We start from the raw sequence: 13,928 nt of genomic DNA, 5'->3' as shown, positions 1-13,928 counted from the left end.
TTTCCCCTGGCACGGTGCCACGGACGCACGACGTTCCACTCGGCGCGGTGCCAGGGGCGCACCGCGTGCCACTCAGCACAGTGACGCGAACGCACGACGTTCCGCCCGGCGCGGTGGCGTGATGGCCAGGTTCAACGTCACGCTGCCCACCCGGAGCGCCGCCCGGCCGGTGCTGCCCGGCTTCGTCACCGACGTACGGCCCGCCCGCTCGGATCCGGCGGGACCGGCGGGCCGGGCCGCCGAGCTGGCGGGGCTGTCCGGCGCGCTGGTGCCCTTCGATCCCGAGGGGCAGGAGTCGCTGGTGCTGGCCGCCGGGGTGCTGCGCGACTCACGCCACCTGCGGGTGATCGCGGAGTTCCCCCCGGGCATCGCCACCCCGGTCTACCTGGCCAAGTTCTCGGCCTCGCTGCAGCGCTTCTCCGCCGACCGGCTCGGCTGGCGGCTCGCGGTGGACCTCGATCCCGCGGTGGCCAGGGCCCAGGGGGACTTCCTCACCGGAGCCGACCGGTACGCGCGGGCCGAGGAGTTCCTCACCGTCGCCAAGGGCGTCTGGCAGGGGGACTTCGAGTACCGGGGCCGCTTCTACCAGGTGGCCGGGGGCGGCTTCGCGGCCCCGCTCTCCGGACGGGCCTTCCCGACCGTCTACCTCGGCGGCACCTCGCCGGAGGCGCTTGAGCTCTCCGCCCGCCACGCCGACGTGCACGTCTTCTCACCGCAGGACGACCTGGAGACCCTGACCGAGCGGTTGCCCGGACCGGCGTACGGTCTGCGGCTGCCGGTGCTGGCCCGCGAGGACGACGACGAGGCGCTGGCGGCGGCCCGCCGTACCGGCTTCACCGGGCTGACCGGCTGCTACGCCGCCGTGGCCGCCGCGATCGGGGAGTACGCCGACCGGGGCGTCTCGGAGTTCTTCCTTGAGGCCGGGCCACGCCCCGAGGAGACCTACCGGCTGGGCGAGCACCTGCTGCCGTTGTTGAAGGAGAGCACCCATGCCGGTTGACATCTACTGGCGCATCCACATGGAGGGCGACCAGCCCTCGCTGCGCCGCAGGGGCGGCAGCCGCGGCGGCTTCGCCGACCTGCCGGGCGCCCTCGCGCCGGGAGTCAGGGACGGCGCCCCCGACGGCTACAGCCACGTCGACTACATGGCCGAGGTGGCCAGGGCGGCCGAGGACTCCGGCTTCGTCGGCGGGCTGCTGCCGTCCTTCCCGCACACCGACGACCCGTGGGCCGCGGCGGCCACCCTGGCCCGGGAGACCCGCTCCTACCGGTTCATGATCGCCTTCCAGCCGGGGTTCCTGCACCCGGTGCAGGCGGCCCGGATGACCGCCACCCTGCAGCGGGCCACCGGCGGGCGGGTGGTCTACAACGTCATCTCCGGCGGCGGCGGACCCGCGCAGCTCTGGTGGGGCGACCGGATCGACCACGACGACCGCTACGCGCGCACCTCGGAGTTCCTCGACGTGCTCAAGGGCGTGTGGCACGGCTCCCACACCCACCACGGCCGCTTCTACCAGGTGGAGAACGCGGGCCTGCCCGAGGAGCTGGCCGGGCAGCCGTTCCCGGAGATCTTCTTCTCCGGCTCCTCCCCCGCCGCGATCGCCGCCGCCGGGCGGCACGCCGACCACTACCTGTCCTGGCTGGAGCCGTACCCCGCGCTGGCGGAGAAGTTCGACCTGGTCCGCGCGCACAGCGACACCCCGCCGAAGTTCGCGGTCCGGGTGGACGTGCTCGCCCGCGAGACCGAGGAGGAGGCGTGGGACGAGCTCCGCCGGGGCTGGGCGGCCAGGGTGCCCCGCGACTCCGGCGGGGAGTCCGGCTCCGGCGACTCGGTCGGCGTGCGGCGCAGCCGGTCCTTCCTCGCCTCGGCCGGCGGGGACCTCCGCGACCTGGAGGTCTCGCCAGGCGTCTGGGGCGGGTTCAGCGAGTTGCGCGACGGCCCCGCCTTCGGCCTGGTCGGCGACTACCACCAGGTCGCCGAACGGCTCGACGAACTGATCGGGCTCGGCGTGGACGCCCTCATCCTCGCCGGAGTCCCGCACCTGGAAGAGGCACACCGGGTGGGCACGCACGTGCTCCCCCTCCTGAAAGGACGTACCTGATGACCACCCGAGTCGGATATTTCCCCCAGAACAACTCGCTCTGGGTGCTGCGCCACCGGGGACTCCCCGACGTGGAGTGGGTGAACCTGCGCTCCCTGCCGACCGGCGAGCGGGTCGACCCCACCAGGGCGCTGCCGTCGGTGCACAGCGACCACCTGTTCGACGGCGGCTACGACTTCATCGGCACCGGCGCCACACCCCCGGTGACCGCCCAGGCCAAGGGGCACGACGTCGTCTACGTCGCGATCTCCGAACCCCGGATCGAGAACGGCCGCCTGGTCGTCCTCGACGACTCACCGATCCGGAGCCTGGAAGACCTGAAGGGCAAGCGGGTCGCCCTCGGGCACGGCTCGTGGCAGACCACGCTGCTGCTGCTCGCCCTGGAGCGGGTCGGGCTTGGCTGGAGCGACATCGTCCCGGTCGACGTCTACGACAACGCCGCCGAGCTGTTCCTGTCCGGCGGGGTCGACGCGTGGGTGGGCTCCTACCCCTACCTCACCGGGGTCGAGCAGCGGGCATCCATCCGGGAACTGGTCGCCACCGACGGCCTGTTCAGCCACCGCTCCCTGTGGTTCACCCGCCGCGACTTCGCCCTCGAACAGCCCGAGGAGCTGGCCAGGATCGTCTCCGCGCTCCAGGAGTCCGACGAGTGGACCCGGCAGAACCCCCGCGCGGCGGCGGAGTTGTTCGCCAAGGACGACGGCGGCGACCTGGACGCCTGGGAGCACGCGCTGCGCACCCGCCCGTGGGGCCTGCACCCGATCAGCGAGGAGTTCATCGCCGAGCAGCAGCACGTCGCCGACCTCTTCCACGCCAACGGGCTGATCGAGAAGAGGATCACCGTCACCGACGCGGTACTCCCCGAACTCGGCAAACTGGTCACGGGCTGACCGTCCGGTGTGATCCCGCAGCCGGCGCATCACCTCCGCCCCTGCCGGCCTCACCGGCGGGCTGATCCTGCGGCCCCGTGCGGCCTTCCTCACCTGCGCTGAGCATCGGGAAGGCCGCCCTGGCGGTCCCGGTTTCTCGGCCGCGGGATCACAGTCCATACCGGACATCAGGCGAGCAGGTCGCCCGCACGGAACCGGGCGGATGCCATGAGCGCCGCCTCGATGACGGAGGAGGATCGCACGAACGCCCCTGCTCGGGCACGGGCCCCTTTTTCCATGGATGCCTCCTCACGGACTCCGGAGGACGGAACCAGCTCCGCGCAGTCGACGGTGCGGGACGCGTCGGACTCCGAGTGGGAAGTCCCCCGGGCGGCCCAGACCGTCTTGCCGATCCCGCCAGGCATCGGAATCACACCCCACCGATCGGCCAGCGCCTCCACGATCGCGAGCCCTCGCCCGTGGGAGGCGTCCTCGCCCAGACTGAGCTTTCTGGGCCGTTCGGAACCGTGATCGGTGACCCGTACGCAGACTCCCTGGGGCATGCCCCAGAGTGAGAGCCGGATCGGTTCCTCGCCGTACAGCGTGGCGTTCGCTACCAGCTCACCGACCACCAGCACCGCATCGTCGGCGAATTCGGGCGGCAGGCCCCAGCCGGTGAGGGTGTCGCGCGTCATCCGGCGGGCCTCGCTGACGGTCGTCGGGTCACGGGGAACGTCCCAGCAGACGGTCCGGAGGCCATCGGGGGTGCCTGCGATCATCGGATCTCCTTGCTCGTGCCGGTGAAATTCCGCCTGCCCTTGGGTTTCTGCCTGCCGGTGGGTTTCCGCCTGCCGGTGGGATTCCTTCTGCGTGCGGGATTCCGCCTGCCCGTGGGACTCCGCCTGCTCGTGGGATTCCGCCTGCCGGTGGGATTCCGGCGCTGGCCGCACACCGGACGGCGTCGCCGGTTCCGCCTCTTCGGTCTCGCGCATCAGCGCGCACAACTCCTCGGCCGTACCCGCCTGCACAACCAGCGGCTCGGGAACCCATCCGGCGGCGATGGCGTAGAACCGGCGCCCGCCCACCCCGTACATGACCAGCCAGCCCGCCTCGGCCCGATCCAGCCGGGCCGCGACCTCCCGCTGCTCGCGGTCCCACTGCCGTGGGCCTCGCTGATCGACGGGCTCTCCCCGCCGATGCCGCCCGCTCACGCCGCCTTCCCTTGCCGCAGCATGCCCGGGTACGACCTCCGCCCGCTCAAGGCGAGATCGTCCGGTGGTCGACCTCGCCCGTACGGCGCGAGCGACCCGGCGACCACCGGCTCCACAGGCCGGGCGTGACGTCCGTGACCGGAAAACGACCGTGTCTCCCCCGGCGGGCGTACCTCCGCCGAGGCGGACAGGCGCCCCGCGAACCCCAGCCGCCACCATTCCGCCAGCCTCGCCCGGAACTGCGCGGGAGTCGGCCGCTCGTAGGCGTGCGCCTGCCGGTGTGGCAGGCATCGGTCGTCGTGCGCGTAGGGCGAATGCCCACACCACCGACACCCCAACGGGGCCGGCGGCCGGTCACCGCTGAAGCGCATCCGGATGACCCGGATCGCCCTTGTAAAATCGATCACGGAATTGGACCTCCAGAGTCCGGTTCAAGAGGCCGTCACGGTGTTGCTGCACCGTGACGGCCTCGCCTATTGGCGTCGGTTCAGTGGAGACAAGACGGGATGCGACCATCGCAACCGCTTGGGCCGGATAGGTAGACCAGGATCACTAACGTCACCATCCCTCTTATTCCACATCGATCAGAGCAGATATTCCTTCCGTCGATTTAGGGCTAAAATGCAACCCATGTCCGAATTGTCGACCTGCAAGTAGCATTAAATATGCTAATCGTCGATATATCATCAACTCGGACACGTTTACCCAGGTCCCGGGGGCGAGCGCTTACCACTGTCGCAATGCGCCCACTTTCTCGCCTCAAGCCCACTAGCATGCCGGCAGAGCAAAGTATAAATCGCAACGCACAAGTGATTGTGCGATAAATTGTCCACTTTGACCGGAGGTCATACCGGGCAATTCTCAAGGGGGTCTCAGCATGGTGAACAGCCCTACGGTCAAGCGGCGGAGGCTTTCTCAGGCATTCCGCCAACTCCGCCAGGAAGCCGGCCTCTCGGTGACCGAGGCCGCCAGAAGACTGGAGTGGGAGCCGTCGAAGATATCGAGGATGGAGCGCAACGAGTGGAAGCTTCCCAGCGTCCATGACATCCGCCTGATGCTCGACTTCTACGGTGTCACCGACGAAGACCAGCGCGAGGCGATGATCACCCTCGCCAGGGAGTCACGCCAGCGCGGCTGGTGGGAGAAGTACCAGGACGTCTTCCGTGGCAGCCTGCCCGACTTCGAAACGGGCGCCAGTGCCATCCGCACATGGGAAGTCATCCTTGTCCCAGGTCTGCTTCAGACGGAGAGTTATGCCAAAGCAGTGTGGCAAGCCGGTCGGGTTCTGAACGAGGGTCTCGTAGAGCGCCACGTACAGGCGAGACTTGCGCGTCAGGAAATTCTCACCAGAGAGAATCCACCAACCCTGTTGGCGCTGATCGACGAGGCCGCGTTGCGAAAGTTGATCGGCGGGGCAGAGGTGATGCGTGAGCAGATTCGCCATCTCATCGACATGGCTGCCAAACCAAACATCACTATCCAGGTGGTTCCCGACTCTGCTGGCGCTCACCACGCCCTGGAAGGGGCATTCGTCATCCTGGACTTCCTCGACGACCCGAGCCTCATCTACACAGTGACCACGACGGAAAGCCTCTGGCTTGAGCAGCAGAGGGACTACCAGAGATATAGCCTTATTTTCAGTCATGTGATGACATTGGCTCTATCACCAGAGGAATCAGTTCGACACATGGCGACGCTCGTGTAGCACCTCAAGAGATAGGCGAAACACAGTGGACCGCAGCACTCATGGTCTCACCTGGCGCAAGAGCACCCTCAGCGGGGCTAACAACGACAACTGCGTCGAAGTAGCGGCCCTACCTGGCGGCAGCCGGGCTGTACGGGACAGCAAGGACCCCAACGGTCCCACCTTGAGCTTCACCCACACCGAGTGGCAGTCATTCACCGACAACATCAAAAACGGCAAGTTCGACTGACCCGAACAACCGGCAGAGCCAGTCCATCATCTGGAGACACTCCCGGAGTAAATCAAGAGAGACGAAACACCATGGATCAAAGCACTCAGAACCTCACCTGGTACAAGAGCACTCTCAGTGGAGCCAACACCGATAACTGCGTCGAGGTAGCCAACCTGTCCAGCGGCGGCCGGGCCGTACGAGACAGCAAGGACCCCAGCGGCCCCACGCTGAGCTTCGCTTCCGGTGAGTGGCGCGCTTTCATCAGTGGCGTGAAGAGCGGCGAGTTCGACCAGAGATAGCCGGTGGCCTTCGCGGGCTTGCTGAGTGCCATGAATGCGGTCAACGACCTCGGCGAGGAGACCCGTGCGCAAGTCCTCGCAAGTTCGTTGCTCGTCCAGCAGGCCGTTACCTAGCGTCGAGCGCGTGTACCTCCGGTTGGAATCGTCCGTACATACCACCTACGCGGGAGGCCACCGTGGCGCTGCGGTTCATCGGCATCGACCCAGGAAGCGAGCACGGTGGCTGTCCTTCGGTCTGGGTGGACGGCACCGACGGCAGTTTCGTGATCCAGGGCTGGGAGGTGGATGATCCAGCCGAATTGGCCGAGGTCGAGGCCCGCAGCCCGATCGCGAGAAATGAGAAGATCGTCAGGATTCCAGCCCGGATGAGGGACCTGCTCATGGAGGCGTGCGGTGACGGCGGAACCGACGTTCGATGACCTGTTCGGCGAGTGCCATCGTTCCGCGCTCCACCTGGAGATGCGCGACGACTATGGCATCTCCAGCCCAGGATTCGTCGCCTGGCGTGAGGGCGTCCACTTCAACCGCACCGACTTCGATGCCCCGTGGGTGACGTTGGTCAGCGGTGCGGTCGCTCGGGGCGTGGCCGTACGGCGGGCTCGGGTCGTGTCGGAACCGGTGAGCGACTACATCCGCTATGAGCACTCGGCCACTCCCTACGCCAACCTCGCCGGAGGCGAGCAGGTGCGCTGGCTTCCCCGGCGGCTGACCTCTGACCTGGCGCTACCCGGCAACGACTTCTGGTTGTTCGACGAGCGGTTGATCCGGTTCGCCTACTTCTCCGGAGATGGTGAGCCCGCTGGTCATGCGTTCTGCGATGATCCCGCCGTGATCAAGCTCTGCCTGGCGGCGTTCGAGGCCGTCTGGGAGCGGGGTGTCGATCACGCGGACTATCGGCCCACCTGACCTACCGTCGCGCGTGTCCACCTCTCCGTCGTCCAGCGCCCAGCAGGCACGCCAGGTCATCGCCAACCGCCTCAGAGAGATCCTGCGCGACTCCGGCCTCAGCGCCAGGGCACTGGCAGCGGCAGCCGGCTGGGACGAGTCAAAATGCTCACGGCTCATTCACGCCCGTACGCCACCCAGCGATGAGGACATTCGTATCTGGTGCCGCGTCTGTGGCGCGGAAAGCGAGACCACCGACCTGATCGCCGCCTCTCGCGACGCGGACAGCATGTACGTGGAGTGGAGGCGACTCCAGCGCGGCGGCATGAAGCGACTCCAGGAGATGTGGGTGTCGCTGTACGAGCAGACTCGGCTGTTTCGTTTCTACAGCTCGCAGTTCATTCCCTGGCCTCTACAGACGTCTGGCTACATGCGGAGCGTGCTGTCGTGCTTCGCCGACTTCCATGGAACTCCGGGTGATGTCGACGAGGCGGTGGCCACGCGGCTGGCCCGTGGTCGCCTCCTGCGTGAAGGCGACCATCGGTTCGCCATGCTGATGGAGGAGTCGGTGCTACGCGACCGGGTGGCGGATGACGGCGCGATGGCCGAGCAACTCGGTCACCTGTTGGAGGGAATGTCTCTGCCGTCGATTTCACTCGGGATCATCCCGTTCACCGCGCGCCGGAAACTGTGGACGATGGAGACGTTTTCCATCTATGACGACAGGCGCGTGTTCGTGGAACTGCTGTCAGCGGGCGTGACAGTTACCCAGCCCCGCGAGATCGCCCTGTACGTGAAGGGGTTCGGCGAACTGGCCTCCAATGCGGTCTACGGGATCAAAGCGCGAGCCCTGATCACGGCTGCGATCCGTGCCCTCGGCTGAACCGCGCAAGTTCGTACCACTTCGTTGAGTGGCCACAGGGCATGCCTGTGTGATTGACGCCTCACCCTCAGTGGGCAGCGGTCAGCCCAGCAACGACGGCGTGCCCGCAGCGGCCACCGGTGAGAGCAGGCCAACGGCACCACCGACTGGGAAGGCATGAAATGACCATCACCGCCGACCGACCGATCAACACCCGACCCCTGATCACCCCCGAACTGTTCGACCGCCTGACCGCGCGCATCAAAGCCGACCACCCTGCCCATGCCGACCGGGCTGAGCAGATCATGGAGCAGGCACTCTCGTTCCTGGTCGCATGCGGGGCACGTCCCAGCGCCAGGCTCGCACCATCTGCCATCGTCGACATCGGCTGGCACACCTTCCTGATGTACACCCGCGAGTACGCCGAGTTCTGCCAGCGGGTCGCCAGCAGGTTCATCCATCACGCCCCCGACGCTCCTGACATCTCCGTCCCGTCAGGATCCAATGCGGCGGCCACCACCACCGTCATGCGCGAACTCGGTCTGCCCGTCATCTCTGATCTGTGGGCTCATCCCGCCGCCTGCAGCGGTAGTGGCACCGGCAAGTGCAGCCAGTGTCACCAGGGCTGCACCGACAGCAACTAACCCGTCAACGAGACAGGAGCGGCGTACAGTGCGGCACATGACCGGATACGGATGGGAAAACCTCCCCGCAGAGGTTCGCGACGCGGTCGGGATTGCTTGCGGGCCGGTCGAGCGTGTGACCTCGCTGCCGGGTGGTCTCACCGCTGGATTCGCCGCGCGGCTGGACACGCCCACCGGGCGGGTGTTCGTCAAGGCAATCCCCGACGGGTCGCCGTCTGCGCCGCTCTACCAGCGCGAGCGCCTCGTTGGCGCCGTACTGCCCGAGGAGGTGCCCGCTCCGCGCATGTTGTGGAGCGGGCACACCGCAGGGTGGATCACATTGATGTTCGAGCACGTCGATGTGAAGCGGGCCGTCGACTTCGCACCGGGCTCACCCGACCTGCCCGACGTGCTCGACATCGTCCACGTGCTGGGCGAGAGGCTCACCCCCACCCCGGGCGCAGCAGTGCCATCCGTCACCGACAACGTGGAGTTTCTGACCCGCCGCGCCGACAGGCTGCTGGCCGACCCGCCCGCCGACCTGCGGGGTCTGTCCGCCTATCGCAGCGCCCGCACCGGCCTGGACTGGGCCGCGATAGCCGGAGACACAATGCTCCACGCCGATCTGCACGAGGACAACCTTCTCGCCGGGGTGGACGGTGTCCGGCTCATCGACTGGGGGCTGGCCTGCCAGGGCGCCGCCTGGGTGGAGGCCGCCCTGCTGATCCCTCGGCTCATCCTTGCCGGCCACACGCCCGAGCAGGCCGAGCGGGCCGCCGAGCAGGTACCCGCGTGGAAGTCCGCGCCCGAGGCCGCGGTGACCGGGCTGGCCTCGGTGTGGTCGCTGTTCCGGGAGTTCGTCGCCCGCAACGGCCCCGAGCACATTCGCGCTTCGCGCGCACGTGCCGCCGCAGCGGGCCGCGACTGGGTGGAGTACCGGATCGGCTGATCCGAGGCTGCTCCGGCTCTGGCGAGGGACCGGGTTTCCCGGCAAACACACCGCGCCACCTCAACCACCTCTGGTCAGAGGCACGATCGTATGTGGTCCACGTCGTACCGCGACACGAATGGGACGGCCGTGACCGTGTGGTCCCGCGCCGTGGATCCTGTGGACCTGGTGCGATCATGCTGTGACCAGGCAGACCATCGCCCAGGGATGACAAGGTGCAGTTATCTGTCTTCGGTGAACGCCTGGGTGAACGTGTCCGGCGTCGAGAGGACGGCCACCCGGGAGAAGGGCCAGAAGATCGCCATGGCACGGCCGATCACGTCGGCCTCCGCGATCGTTCCCTCGCCTTCCTGCTCCTCGTGGCTGCGGGAGTCCTGAGAGGCCGAGCGGTGGTCGCCCATGACCCACAGGCGGCCCTCGGGAACGACCTTCTCGAACTCCTCCCCTGAAGGGAAGTCGTCGGGGTGGAGGTAGTCCTTCTCGTCGAGCGGGACCCCGTTCACGGTGATCCTCTTCTTGGCGTCGCAGCACTTGACGGTGTCGCTACCGATCGCGATGACCCGCTTGATGGTGTCCTCGCCGTTCCAGCCCTTGAAGACCACCAGGTCACCACGCTCGGTCGCACCGTGCAGCTTGTTGACGACCACGCCGTCGCCCTCGCGCAGGGTGTTCTCCATGGACTCCGACGGGATCCAGAACAGCCGGAAGACGAAAAGCTGCAGCAGCACCGCCACCACGACGCCGCAAACCAACAGGAACAGGCTCTCGCGCACGCCACCCTTGCGGGAGGACTTGTTCTGCTTGTTCTCGGACCCGGCGGTCATGAGATGCCTCCATCGGCTTCGGGCTTTCGCGGTGAATTTCGCCGGGCTTGATCGTCTACCTCAGAAAAGTTCCTACGACCTGGGAGGACAGGGCTTGTCGAAGGCCCTGTCCACACCAGTCCACGAGGCACTTTTCATATGAAAACTACCGCTTCCCACCACAAGATCACCGCGTTCGTCGACGGCCTGGTCACGGTGCCGCACGCCGTCGGCCACGTCGACAACAGAGCCGGGTTTCGAGCTTCGGTGCCTCTGGCGAACTCATCGCCATTACGCGTTACCAGCCGTTGAGACGGGTTGTGCCCACGGAGGTGGTGCATGAGTCTCCCCAGCCAGTGGGCGTGGCGCCGGGAAACGAGGGCCATGCCGCCGCAGTGGGGGCTCTAACCTCTTCGCTTGTTGGATCTTCTGGAGTCGTTCGCTCGTTCGGGTCTGTCGGACTCGGCGGGGTTCCCGGAACCGCGCTTTGTCGGAGGCCTTTCGGAGTCATCGGCTTTCGAAGCGCCTGAACCCTTGGGAAGCATGGTCCGGCGTCGCAGCTCACCCATCACGCTGAGCACGATCGTCATCAGCACCACCCCGGCCGCCGGGACCCAGAGGAAGGTGAACGATCCCAGTTCCTGCGGCTCTCTGGCCTCGAACACGCCCCGGGGATCCACCAGCATCTCGACCGGCGCCCCGATCTCCAGTGGCGGCTCGTTCCTGTAGTCCTTGATTACCTCCTCAAGGAGTCGACCGTCCGGTCCCCGCAGGACATATCGGTAATAGTCACTGTTCGACCTCCGGCCCTCGACCCATGTCCGCTCTGCCACGGTCGTGGTCACCGGTTCACCGAAGGTGCTCAGGTAGTAGTCGCCCGGTAGGAACATGCCGAAAAACACCAGTACGGCGAGGAACGGAAGTGTCCCCCAGAGCGCCCAGGGAACGTCCTCGGAGATCTCGTCCAGCACCACCAGGGCACAGCCGACCAGGGCGAGGCCGAGCAACCCGCCCAGAAACGACCATCCTGAGCCGAGGGCGAAGATGATACCGACGAGCCACCAGGAAGCGGCTATCGCCGCCAGGAACAGCACCCCCCTCCCGACGACCCGCCACCAACCCGCCCGTAAAGCCGCCTCTGTTGCCACAGACCAGATCGTGACAACAGGGACAGGGCCGTGACGTCACTCGCGAGGATGACCGGCACATCACCGGAGGGATCAAACCCGACCGGGAGGGCAGGCCGTTTGGGCTGTTCACCGGTCCCGGCGGCGTCCGCCGCCGAAGCCCCACATCGATGGCCTCATCCTGCTGCCAACGTGCGGCAGACTCTCTAAGATCAATTCCGGACGGATGCCGAAAAATCAGGAGAAAGTGTGGATGATCAGGCTACGCCGGCCGGGGTCGACCCGAACGTGCCCAATGTCGCCCGGATGTACGACTACTACCTGGACGGCAAGGACAATTTCGCCGCCGACCGGGCCGCAGCCGAGCAGATTCTGAAGCTCTTTCCCGAGACCCGCGACTCCGCGAGGGAGAACCGGGCGTTCCTCGCACGTGCCGTACGCCATCTGGTCGAGTCGGGCATCCGGCAGATCGTGGATCTGGGCTCCGGGCTACCCACGCGGGGCAACACCCACGAGATCGCGCACGCGGTCGCGCCCGACACCCGCGTGGTCTACGTGGACTACGACCCCATCGTGTGCGCGCACAGCCGGGCGCTCCTGGCGAACGGCGACAACGTCACCATCGTGCAGGCCGACGCGCGTGCCCCGGAGACGCTGCTGGCCGAATTGCGCGAGCACGTCGACTTCGACCGGCCCGTGGCGTTCCTGTTGCTGGCCATTCTGCACTTCATCCCGGACGAGAACCCCGACGGCGCGGGCGCCTACCAGATCATCCAGCGGCTCCACGAGGCGAGCGCGCCGGGCAGCCACCTCGTTCTCAGTCACGCGATCGATGCCAAGCCCGACACCACGCCGGAGGCTCTGGAGATCTACAACCGTGCCACCGAGGCGCTGAGCCTGCGCACGCACGCGGAGATCTCCCGCTTCTTCGACGGCTACGAGCTGGTCGAACCCGGCCTGGTGTTCCCCAAGGACTGGCGCCCTGTCGATCCGCCCCTGTTCGGCGAGCGGAACACCTCGATCGGCTACGTCGGAGTAGGCCGCAAGCCCTGACGGTCACACCCTCCTGACCCGCGTGATGTGCCGGGCGAGAGCACGAGCTTCCTGCCCGGATGCTTCATCGGTCACGAAAGATCATTCCTGCGTCTGGACGGCATGGTCACGGATTCGCCTGTGCACCTCGGCGTCCTCGGGAGAGGAAGCGAGCGCGGCGACGTCCTCGTCCGTCTGCAGGACGGGCGGGATGAGCCTCGCCAGCGCCCGGCGATCGCCTTCGGCGACCTTCGCGGCGTTCTCCAGCATCTCGGCCTCCGCCTGCACGACCGGCAGACTGTCGCTCAGATCGCACGGCGTCGACGGGTCCGTGATCTCCTCGATGAAGGCAGCGTAGGAGCGGTAGCCCTCGGCCGCGCGGCGCAGGTCCGCGACGATCCTGGCACGCTCGTCGGCACGGGCCTCTGCCGCGTTCTCCATGGGTTCCTCCCGTTCCGTCCAACCGTTCAAGAACGTCAGCGGAACCGAGAGTAGAGCGGCCTTCCTCTCCGTGCATCCCTGTTTTCATCACATAAAGGATCTTGGCCGCCGGGGCACCGTCAAGCCTGGGGTGGCCCGTTCAGGCACCTGAGGGGGAGCGACGGGTTGCCCCGCCGCCCCCCTCAAACCGTGCGTGCCGCTCGTCGAGTGGGGTCTGAAAGACTTGCGTGTCCCCCGGAGTTCATCCGTTCAACAATGAATCCCAGATTCCTGCCGAATAATTTTTTTACGATGATTACAGGTTTGAAATAAAGAGTCCGTTTTATATGCTTTTGTCAGCGAATGTCGGGTATCACTCTCCCGCTGAGAATGTCGCGGTCCCGTGGTCCGGCCTCGGCCGGCACGACGGCACCGCTCGATCGGCAAAGGAGATGAGCACCATGTCCAACCGAATCCTTCAGACGATCGCGGTCGGCGCAACGAGTGTCGTGCTGATCGGCGGCCTGGCGGGCATGGCGGGCGCGACCCCGACCAACCCGGAGGCGGTAGCAGGCAGCCCCTCGCACAACGCGACGGCGGCCCCATCCCCGACCAAGTCATGCCAGAAGGACAAGAGCTGCAAGAAGGGGTACGCGGTCGGGTACAAAGCCGGTGAGCGCTCCTGCAAGAGCGGCGTGAGCAGCAAAACCCCTAGCGGTTCCGCGGAATACAAGCGCGGATTCGAGTTGGGGTACAAACACGCCCGCGCCCGACACTGCTAGGGGCAACGAACACCAAGAAAAGGGCGTGGAGGCGTTTGCTTCCACGCC

General features: G+C 66.8%; 17 protein-coding genes. 13 read left to right on the top strand and 4 right to left on the bottom strand.

Going from position 1 to position 13,928, the window contains the following annotated elements; all coding sequences use genetic code 11:
- Positions 1–121 precede the first annotated feature (121 nt).
- Genes ACWD3H_RS09905 through ACWD3H_RS09895 form a run of 3 tightly spaced genes read left to right on the top strand, consistent with a single transcriptional unit; the run spans position 122 to position 2,992 of the window.
- Positions 122–1,000: an LLM class flavin-dependent oxidoreductase gene (locus ACWD3H_RS09905; protein ID WP_451954662.1), complete on the top strand. Its 879-nt coding sequence runs from the start codon at positions 122–124 to the stop codon at positions 998–1,000.
- On the top strand, positions 990–2,102 hold the full coding sequence (locus ACWD3H_RS09900) for an LLM class flavin-dependent oxidoreductase (RefSeq protein ID WP_451954661.1): 1,113 nt from the start codon (positions 990–992) through the stop codon (positions 2,100–2,102). The genes ACWD3H_RS09905 and ACWD3H_RS09900 overlap by 11 nt, the downstream gene beginning before the upstream one ends.
- Positions 2,102–2,992 carry an ABC transporter substrate-binding protein gene (locus ACWD3H_RS09895; RefSeq protein WP_451954660.1) on the top strand — a complete coding sequence of 297 codons (891 nt, stop codon included), beginning with the start codon at positions 2,102–2,104 and terminating at the stop codon, positions 2,990–2,992. The genes ACWD3H_RS09900 and ACWD3H_RS09895 overlap by 1 nt, the downstream gene beginning before the upstream one ends.
- 167 nt (positions 2,993–3,159) lie before the next feature.
- Here ACWD3H_RS09895 and ACWD3H_RS09890 read toward each other — a convergent pair whose 3' ends face one another.
- Entirely contained in the window at positions 3,160–4,182 is a 1,023-nt protein-coding gene (locus ACWD3H_RS09890; protein WP_451954659.1) for an ATP-binding protein, read from the bottom strand.
- 877 nt (positions 4,183–5,059) lie between these two features.
- On the opposite strand from ACWD3H_RS09890, the gene ACWD3H_RS09885 reads away from it, so the two are divergent.
- The 8 genes from ACWD3H_RS09885 to ACWD3H_RS09850 all read left to right on the top strand — a co-directional run bounded on the left by ACWD3H_RS09885 (position 5,060) and on the right by ACWD3H_RS09850 (position 9,716).
- The gene (locus ACWD3H_RS09885) at positions 5,060–5,887 is read left to right on the top strand and encodes a helix-turn-helix domain-containing protein (protein WP_451954658.1); all 828 of its coding nucleotides are present in this window, start codon (positions 5,060–5,062) and stop codon (positions 5,885–5,887) included.
- 25 nt (positions 5,888–5,912) lie between these two features.
- Positions 5,913–6,116: a DUF397 domain-containing protein gene (locus tag ACWD3H_RS09880; RefSeq protein WP_451954657.1), complete on the top strand. Its 204-nt coding sequence runs from the start codon at positions 5,913–5,915 to the stop codon at positions 6,114–6,116.
- A gap of 71 nt (positions 6,117–6,187) precedes the next feature.
- Positions 6,188–6,397, top strand: coding sequence for a DUF397 domain-containing protein (locus tag ACWD3H_RS09875; RefSeq protein WP_355554550.1), 210 nt, complete (start codon positions 6,188–6,190; stop codon positions 6,395–6,397).
- A gap of 176 nt (positions 6,398–6,573) precedes the next feature.
- Positions 6,574–6,816, top strand: coding sequence for a hypothetical protein (locus ACWD3H_RS09870; protein ID WP_355554552.1), 243 nt, complete (start codon positions 6,574–6,576; stop codon positions 6,814–6,816).
- Positions 6,791–7,303, top strand: a complete 513-nt coding sequence (locus ACWD3H_RS09865) for a DUF6879 family protein (protein ID WP_451954656.1) — start codon at positions 6,791–6,793, stop codon at positions 7,301–7,303. Before ACWD3H_RS09870 ends, ACWD3H_RS09865 begins: the two co-directional genes overlap by 26 nt.
- A gap of 13 nt (positions 7,304–7,316) precedes the next feature.
- Positions 7,317–8,165: a DUF5753 domain-containing protein gene (locus tag ACWD3H_RS09860; RefSeq protein ID WP_451954655.1), complete on the top strand. Its 849-nt coding sequence runs from the start codon at positions 7,317–7,319 to the stop codon at positions 8,163–8,165.
- Positions 8,166–8,326: 161 nt separating this feature from the next.
- The gene (locus ACWD3H_RS09855; protein WP_451954654.1) at positions 8,327–8,788 is read left to right on the top strand and encodes a glycine-rich domain-containing protein; all 462 of its coding nucleotides are present in this window, start codon (positions 8,327–8,329) and stop codon (positions 8,786–8,788) included.
- Between the two features lie 37 nt (positions 8,789–8,825).
- Entirely contained in the window at positions 8,826–9,716 is an 891-nt protein-coding gene (locus ACWD3H_RS09850; protein WP_451954653.1) for a phosphotransferase, read from the top strand.
- Positions 9,717–9,937: 221 nt separating this feature from the next.
- Here the strand turns inward: ACWD3H_RS09850 and lepB are convergent, their stop codons facing one another.
- Together lepB and ACWD3H_RS09840 are read right to left on the bottom strand one after the other, a co-directional pair.
- Positions 9,938–10,540 (bottom strand): signal peptidase I, encoded by a 603-nt coding sequence (gene lepB / locus ACWD3H_RS09845; RefSeq protein WP_355554561.1) that lies wholly within the window; start codon positions 10,538–10,540, stop codon positions 9,938–9,940.
- A gap of 383 nt (positions 10,541–10,923) precedes the next feature.
- Entirely contained in the window at positions 10,924–11,667 is a 744-nt protein-coding gene (locus ACWD3H_RS09840) for a hypothetical protein (protein WP_451954652.1), read from the bottom strand.
- Between the two features lie 228 nt (positions 11,668–11,895).
- On the opposite strand from ACWD3H_RS09840, the gene ACWD3H_RS09835 reads away from it, so the two are divergent.
- Complete coding sequence (locus ACWD3H_RS09835) at positions 11,896–12,699, top strand: SAM-dependent methyltransferase (RefSeq protein WP_451954651.1); 804 nt, start codon at positions 11,896–11,898, stop codon at positions 12,697–12,699.
- Positions 12,700–12,780: 81 nt separating this feature from the next.
- Here ACWD3H_RS09835 and ACWD3H_RS09830 read toward each other — a convergent pair whose 3' ends face one another.
- Positions 12,781–13,119, bottom strand: a complete 339-nt coding sequence (locus ACWD3H_RS09830; RefSeq protein WP_350921894.1) for a hypothetical protein — start codon at positions 13,117–13,119, stop codon at positions 12,781–12,783.
- A gap of 431 nt (positions 13,120–13,550) precedes the next feature.
- Here ACWD3H_RS09830 and ACWD3H_RS09825 point away from each other — a divergent pair, with 431 nt between their 5' ends.
- Entirely contained in the window at positions 13,551–13,880 is a 330-nt protein-coding gene (locus ACWD3H_RS09825) for a hypothetical protein (protein ID WP_355554569.1), read from the top strand.
- Positions 13,881–13,928: the final 48 nt, after the last annotated feature.

This window comes from Streptosporangium sp. NPDC002607, from assembly GCF_053592655.1.
Note: the sequence above shows the minus strand (reverse complement) of the source record. Positions and strands in the feature narration are given on the sequence as shown.

Coding starts and splice junctions, on each gene's coding strand:
- ACWD3H_RS09875 (WP_355554550.1), top strand. CDS start 6,188: ATGGATCAAAGCACTCAGAACCTCACCTGGTACAAGAGCACTCTCAGT.
- ACWD3H_RS09895 (WP_451954660.1), top strand. CDS start 2,102: ATGACCACCCGAGTCGGATATTTCCCCCAGAACAACTCGCTCTGGGTG.
- ACWD3H_RS09885 (WP_451954658.1), top strand. CDS start 5,060: ATGGTGAACAGCCCTACGGTCAAGCGGCGGAGGCTTTCTCAGGCATTC.
- ACWD3H_RS09830 (WP_350921894.1), bottom strand. CDS start 13,119: ATGGAGAACGCGGCAGAGGCCCGTGCCGACGAGCGTGCCAGGATCGTC.
- ACWD3H_RS09900 (WP_451954661.1), top strand. CDS start 990: ATGCCGGTTGACATCTACTGGCGCATCCACATGGAGGGCGACCAGCCC.
- ACWD3H_RS09905 (WP_451954662.1), top strand. CDS start 122: ATGGCCAGGTTCAACGTCACGCTGCCCACCCGGAGCGCCGCCCGGCCG.
- ACWD3H_RS09855 (WP_451954654.1), top strand. CDS start 8,327: ATGACCATCACCGCCGACCGACCGATCAACACCCGACCCCTGATCACC.
- ACWD3H_RS09850 (WP_451954653.1), top strand. CDS start 8,826: ATGACCGGATACGGATGGGAAAACCTCCCCGCAGAGGTTCGCGACGCG.
- lepB (WP_355554561.1), bottom strand. CDS start 10,540: ATGACCGCCGGGTCCGAGAACAAGCAGAACAAGTCCTCCCGCAAGGGT.
- ACWD3H_RS09825 (WP_355554569.1), top strand. CDS start 13,551: ATGAGCACCATGTCCAACCGAATCCTTCAGACGATCGCGGTCGGCGCA.